Raw genomic sequence first — 6,227 nt, 5'->3', positions numbered from 1 at the left:
CGTGATGACCTCGCGCGGCTTCGGTTCCTCGATCAGGTCATGGTAATGGAAACCCCAGTTCGCCGAGGCATTGGAGCCGAAGCACCGCCCGGCATGGCAGGCATGGCAACTGGGGCGCGGCCGGATGTCGAGGATGCGGACTTCGAGGACGTCTCCGGGCTCCGCATTCTCGATCGCGACCGGCCCGGTCAACAGGTGAACGCCGACGCCCTCGCCCGACCCGCGAATGAACGGCCCCTGCGTCGGGCCGGCGCCGCGGCGGACCACCGCCTTGTGCTCGCGGGTCCAGTGGAACACGCTTTCCGCGCCGGGATCGTTGGCGATCATGCGCTCGTAATCGTCGTTGGCGTGATGCGTCAGCGTCTCGATGGTGGCGCGGTCTCCCGAACGCAGCGTCAAAGCGGGCGTCACCTTCTTGCTGAAATATCCCCAGTGAACGGAGGCCGGCGATACCGGCAGCGTCAAGTGCTTCATGCAAGTACCTCCTGGGAAAGGGAAAGCGATGGATCGATCATGCGGTTCTCTCCGGCGCCTTGTCCGCTTCCATGATGCTGAGGAAGCGCGCGGTCAGCGGGTTGCGCGGATTGGTCAGGACGTCGTGGGCCGGCCCCTCTTCGATGATCGAACCTCCGGAAAGGAACGCGACGCGATCGGCGACGTCATCGGCGAAGCGAATTTGATGAGTCGCGATGATCATCGTCAGCCCGTCATCGACCGCCAGCCGCCGGATCACCTCCAGCACCTCGTTGACGAGTTCCGGATCGAGCGCGGAAGTCGGCTCGTCCAGCAACAACACGCTCGGATTGGGCGCCAGCGCCCGGGCGATCGCGACCCGCTGCTGCTGCCCGCCGGAGAGGTGGCGCGGCAACGCATCGGCGCGGTGGCTGAGGCCGACACGTTCGAGCAATTCGCGGGCGCGCCGGTCGGCATCGATACGGGTCATGCCGTGAACCCAGCGCAGCGGTCCGGCGATATTCTCCCGGGCCGTCAAATGGCTGAACAGGTTGAACTGCTGAAACACCATGCCGACGCCGACATCGGCGCGTTCATTGGCGATCTCGCGCGGAGACAAAGGCTTGCCGTCATCGCGGTGCCCGAGCCGGCGGCCGCCGACGCGTACCATGCCGGAATCCCAATTCTCCAGATGGTTGATGCACCGCAGCAGCGTGCTCTTGCCGGATCCGCTGGGTCCCAGAAGGGCCACGACTTCGCCGACCCGCACGGTCAGATCGAGCCCGTCGAGCACGGGCTGGGTGCCATATTTCTTGCGCAGATCGGTCACCTCGACGGCGACATTGTTGCGTTCGACCATCGCGGCGTGCCTGGCCCGATCCGCCCGTGAGGTCGGGCGCGGTGGCGGCAGCGGGGTATCGGGCAGCACCTGCGTCGGGGCGGTCGGCGCCGCCGCCTGTTCGGCTAGCCTGAGCTTGGTCGCAAGATCGACCCGGCGCCACGGCAGGAAGACCGCAAGACGCCCCTGCGGCGTGGCGCGATCGAGGTCAAGCGCGCGTTCCACGAACAACTGGATCACGCTGACCGCGGTCGTGAGCCCCAGATAGATCAGGCCGGAGGCGAAGAAGATCGAGAAGAAATCGAAGGTCGAGGACGCCAGTTGCGTGCTTCTCAGCGTCAGCTCCTGCACCGAGATGACGCTGGCGAGCGAGGAATTCTTCAGCGCGCTGACGGTTTCGTTGCCGAAGGCGGGAATCATCGTCCTGATCGCCTGCGGCGCGATAATGCGTCGCATCAACAATGCCGGCGTCATGCCGAGCGCCTGGCCGGCCAGGACCTGTCCGCGATCGACGCCCAACACGCCGGCACGCAGCATTTCAGCGATAAAGGGCGCTTCATTGGCGGCCAGCGCGAGGCCGGCGGCGCCGATCGCGCTGAGCTTCAGCCCGATCTGCGGCAACGCATCATAGGCGAACACCATCTGCAGGATCAGCGGCGTGCCGCGAAAGATCACGGTGTAGCCCCTCGCGAATGCCGCCAGCATCCAGAAGCGACTGAGTTGCATCGCCGCAAGCACCAGGCCGAGGATCAGCCCGCCGGCCAGCCCGAGCGCGGTCACCACGACGGTGAACCAGATGCCCTCGAGCAGGTACGGCAGGCTGAAATAGTGGACGAACAGCGACATCAGAGCATGATCCGGAAAAGTGGGAACCGGTTTTCCCTCGCGACAAACGCGGAACGCGTTTGCGCGGAGATCATGCTCAAACAAGGAGATGAGATCATGATCCGATCCAACCTAATCGGATCATGATCTAGTTGACGGAAAGAATGTCGGGCTCCTTGAAGTTGTTCGGATCAAGATCCCACTTCTTGAGCAGCTCCTTGTGAATCCCGGCCTTCTGGACTTCGATCAGCGCCGCCAGCACGGCGTCGCGGAACGCCGGCTTGTTCTTGGGAACCGCGATGCCGACCGAATAGGGAATGGTCACCGCGATGGCTTTTTCGAGCTTGTCGGGGTTGGCCTTCACCGCCTGATCAACGGTGTTGACGTCGTTGACATAGGTGTCGGCACGCCCGGCGAGGATCGCCTGGATGCAGTTGGCATTATTTTCATAGAGCTGCAGGGTCGGTTCGGGCTTGCCGGCGGCCTTGCACGGCGCAACCAGCGCCTGGACCAGCGGGACTTCGACAAAGCCGGTGTTCTCCGCCGCGGCGGCGCCGCACATCGAGTCATTAATGCCGGTGATCTTCTTCGGGTTGCCCTTGGCGACCAGAACGCCGTCGAACACCTTTGAATAGGTGATGAAGTCGGCCGCCTTGGCGCGCTCTTCGGTCGCATAGATATCGGAGATGACGATATCGGCCTGCCCGCTCGACAACGTCGTCAGCAGCGCTGCGAAGGTGACCGCCTTGTAGGTCAGCTTGAAGCCGAGGCACTCGCCGATCTCTTCGCCAAGGTCGATGTCGAAGCCGACATATTTGTTCGGATCCTTCGGATCGATCGCCTCATAACCCGGCGTATGCGGATTGATGGCGTTGACCAGCGTCTTGCCCTTGAGATCCGGGTACTTGGCCTGCAAGGCCGCGCACCCTGCCGGCGCGGCGGCGTTCGCGGACACCGGCGCGCCAACGCCTGCCAACAGGAACACAACCAGCGCAGCATTACGCAATCCGGCCGTTGCGGCGGGCTGCGGCCGCCGCGTCCGCGCTTTGGTCAAAAACCGCTCAAGCATCTGCTCTCTCCTTCGACGTTGTCATGGCGATGCCATGTTCCAAGTGCGAAGGGAGCCTACGGTCGCCCGCCCGCCGAAGGCTTGTCTCGGGGCGCACAATAAGTTGGATGGTCCGATGCCAGGATTTAGGCAGGGCTGCTGAATTTATGGGCGATGGCACAGAACCGGCTCGTCATCCCCGGATGAGCGCAATTGCGCTCACTCGGGAGGTGCTAGCGAAGCGAGCCTCGAAGGATGGCAACACGCATGGACTCGCGGCCATCCTTCGAGGCCCGCGCAAGAGCGCGGGCACCTCAGGATGACGGTCGAGTGCGTTGGTATCATTGGTCTTCCGTCCGAACAGATCTTCATAAACGCAGTGCTTCATGGCGGGCATGACCTCGCGGTCCCGCGGCGCGATGCGCCCGAGTCTTGACAGGGTTTGCCCTCGAAAACGGGAGGGCGCAGGGAATGCCGGGTGCACGCCGCACCCGCGGTCTCGTACGCAAAATGGAGAGTGGGTGCGCGCACGAGCATACGGGCTCAGCGGAGGCATCCGGCATCCCCTGCGTAATGGCTTTACGGCTTATGCCGTGCTCTCCCCGGCGACGAATTCGTCTTGTCACCGTCGTCGGCGGCTTTTGCGGCTGCCCAACCCGGTCGGGTCTGGGTTAGCCACCGCCGACTTGGCACCAGCAACGGGTGTCAGGACCATACGGTTTTGCCGTACGCTACAACGTCGTTCGTCTTGCGCGCCTGCACATCGCTCACGAGGTTCAACCCGCCCTGCGACATCAATGGCGCGCCGACGCTCTCGCGTCCACCACATCCCATCCCGCGTTCGTGACGACGCGCGACCGCCCCTCTTGTCGGAACGGGACGGGGCGAATTAGGCCATTGATTTGGGGTGTCGGTGAACCGGATTGTTGCCCGTCGTGCCAATCTGCCGCAACCCGACGGGCAAAGGCTTGCTGTCTTGGTCTGGCTACCCTGCCGAACGATTAGATGGACATTGGGTTCATTCCAAAGAGTCCTTCATCCCAAGTATTTGGCTAATGGCATCCCGCGCGGCGGTCAGTCAGTTGCGATTTTTCAGCCATGTTCTTCTTCGGACATGGCCAGAATGATCGGTTGTATTTCCGCGAGAACATCTTCGCACGCTCTCCGAAGGTCGTTAGCCAAATCATTCGTGACCTTCATTTGTGCAGAATACGGAATACCTTGGCCGATTTCCCAAGATGTTTCTGGCGGTTGACTTGCCACGAAGTTGCTCAGCGTCCGAATGCAAGATTGCACCTGCGAAAGTCTGAACGCTGCTTTTGTGGGAAAAAGCTCCAGGTTCGCCCACGCCTCAGCCATGTCTGGCACGTCCGTTACTATTTTAATTCATCAATATCTATGGTTCGGCTACCGAGGTAACGCGCCCGCGTCTTTTCGGCAAGGCTCTGTGCTCGGTCGGACAACTGATTGCAGGTATGTTCAGCTCGGAGATAAATGCCGAGCTTCTTCCTCCGCTCGTCGCGATCACGGGTCTCTCTATTAAATCGCACGATAGCAGTCGCGCCTCGATACGCGATGATCGCAGCGACTATAGCGAACAAACCTACCAAAAGAGGCTGCCAAGGCTGGAGCTTATTCAGGTCAATTGGACCCCAAAGACCAAGCCAGACGGTCAAAATCGCCGACAGCATCAGGGCCGAAAAGGTCGGAAGACCGGGAAGGTGTGGTTTCATTCCAAAAACCTGCCGCGCATTCCGGTTCTTGTCGAGAGGGTTGCGGCAAGCAGGTCCTCAATGGTCCGCATTCTCGCGCCTACTTGCTTCCTCAGCAACCCAAAGCTTGTAACTACTCCTCATAACGTCGGCGTAAGTCGAATTGTCGAGAGGCATCTTTTTGTGTTGCTGAAATATCTTTGCCCAAGCTGGCTCGAATTTCTCGACGGCATCTCTCAAAAGGCCAATCTGAAGGCGCATGATTTTAATATCATTCATTCGCCAACTCAGTTCGCCCGAGCGTTCGGTCTGCTCGGAGTATCTGGTCATCAATCTGTAGAAATTGGAGAGCCTCAGAATAACGTTTTCGAACAAAATAGCGCTGTCCGCATCAAGGCCCGGACCGAGCTTCTTCAAGTCGTCAAGGACACTCGGCGGTGGAGTGGCATAGAGCATGGATTGAAGCCACGTAGTCCGATCAAGCTTTTCCTCTTCTGTTCCTTTGAATTGCGTGGTTTCGTCGAAAATTCCCCACACAACGTCAAGGCTCTCCAAAACCGGACGCAGGGTGAACTTTATGGCACGCATGGCCGCAAAATGGCCGCGCGCAGCAATTTCACGGTCGTTCCTTATCTGCATTCTAACGGCGAGCCACGCAATTCCCGCTGCGCAGAGAGTCATAAATCCGCCAATGACACTGCCAGAAAAGCCGAGCCAGTCCGCTGGCTGAGCAGTCCAGGCCGCGTGCCAGATAGGGCCATATACGCCCGCCCAAACGCTCATTACGACGATCATGATGGCCGTCGAAAAAACCGCAGCTTTGGTCCAGTAGTTGCTCATTTTTCAATCGTGACGCGAGTTTCGGGTTTTGTCGATAGGGTTGCAGCATGAGGGGTCGTAAACCAGAGCTAGCGCCCAGTCGCAACGACCTTGACGCCGTGATCGGCGCACCCGGCAGGCTGTCCAAACACGCCAAGGCGGAATGGCGGCGCGTGATGCCCGACTTGACTAAGCGGCGCATTCTTACGTCGGCTGATCTCGGCAGCCTCGAAAGCTATTGCATCGCTATCGGGCAAGTCCGGGACATGGAACGGCAAATTGCGCAAGAGGGTCACGTAGTCGGAACGACGCGCGGCTTGCGCGCGCACCCCGGGTGTGCATGCGTTTGTGATCCAACCGACCGTTGTTGCAATGCCTGAAGTCTCGCCGCGTCGAACAAAGTCGTTCGTGAGCAAGCTCGTCGGCAATCTTGACCCGTGATGCATTATTGCCGGCCTTTTCGCGAGCCTCGATGTGCCTGCTCGCAGTCTTGAAATCGAGCCGGCCCGGTTGGATGCGCTGCGGTCGTGCG

Annotated in this window: 7 protein-coding genes; 1 reads left to right on the top strand and 6 read right to left on the bottom strand. The window is 60.5% G+C overall.

Annotation, left to right across the window (positions count from 1 at the left end; genetic code table 11):
• From E8A46_RS28655 to E8A46_RS28630, 6 genes are all read right to left on the bottom strand, one after another.
• A partial coding sequence (locus tag E8A46_RS28655; protein WP_291568351.1) for an acetamidase/formamidase family protein occupies positions 1-474 on the bottom strand: 474 nt, incomplete at its 3' end.
• Between the two features lie 37 nt (positions 475-511).
• Entirely contained in the window at positions 512-2,137 is a 1,626-nt protein-coding gene (locus E8A46_RS28650) for an amino acid ABC transporter permease/ATP-binding protein (protein ID WP_291568348.1), read from the bottom strand.
• Between the two features lie 127 nt (positions 2,138-2,264).
• Positions 2,265-3,185 carry an ABC transporter substrate-binding protein gene (locus E8A46_RS28645; RefSeq protein WP_291568345.1) on the bottom strand — a complete coding sequence of 307 codons (921 nt, stop codon included), beginning with the start codon at positions 3,183-3,185 and terminating at the stop codon, positions 2,265-2,267.
• 1,071 nt (positions 3,186-4,256) lie between these two features.
• Positions 4,257-4,523, bottom strand: coding sequence for a hypothetical protein (locus tag E8A46_RS28640; RefSeq protein WP_291568342.1), 267 nt, complete (start codon positions 4,521-4,523; stop codon positions 4,257-4,259).
• A 17-nt stretch (positions 4,524-4,540) separates the two neighbouring features.
• The gene (locus tag E8A46_RS28635; protein WP_291568339.1) at positions 4,541-4,897 is read right to left on the bottom strand and encodes a hypothetical protein; all 357 of its coding nucleotides are present in this window, start codon (positions 4,895-4,897) and stop codon (positions 4,541-4,543) included.
• Positions 4,898-4,954: 57 nt separating this feature from the next.
• The gene (locus E8A46_RS28630; RefSeq protein WP_291568337.1) at positions 4,955-5,716 is read right to left on the bottom strand and encodes a hypothetical protein; all 762 of its coding nucleotides are present in this window, start codon (positions 5,714-5,716) and stop codon (positions 4,955-4,957) included.
• 47 nt (positions 5,717-5,763) lie between these two features.
• Between E8A46_RS28630 and E8A46_RS28625 the strand changes: the two genes are divergently transcribed.
• Entirely contained in the window at positions 5,764-6,075 is a 312-nt protein-coding gene (locus E8A46_RS28625; RefSeq protein WP_291568335.1) for a P27 family phage terminase small subunit, read from the top strand.
• The last annotated feature ends 152 nt before the right edge of the window (positions 6,076-6,227 follow it).

The organism is Bradyrhizobium sp., assembly GCF_004799445.1.
Classification (GTDB): domain Bacteria; phylum Pseudomonadota; class Alphaproteobacteria; order Rhizobiales; family Xanthobacteraceae; genus Bradyrhizobium.
This window is presented reverse-complemented; position numbering and strand designations above follow the sequence as displayed.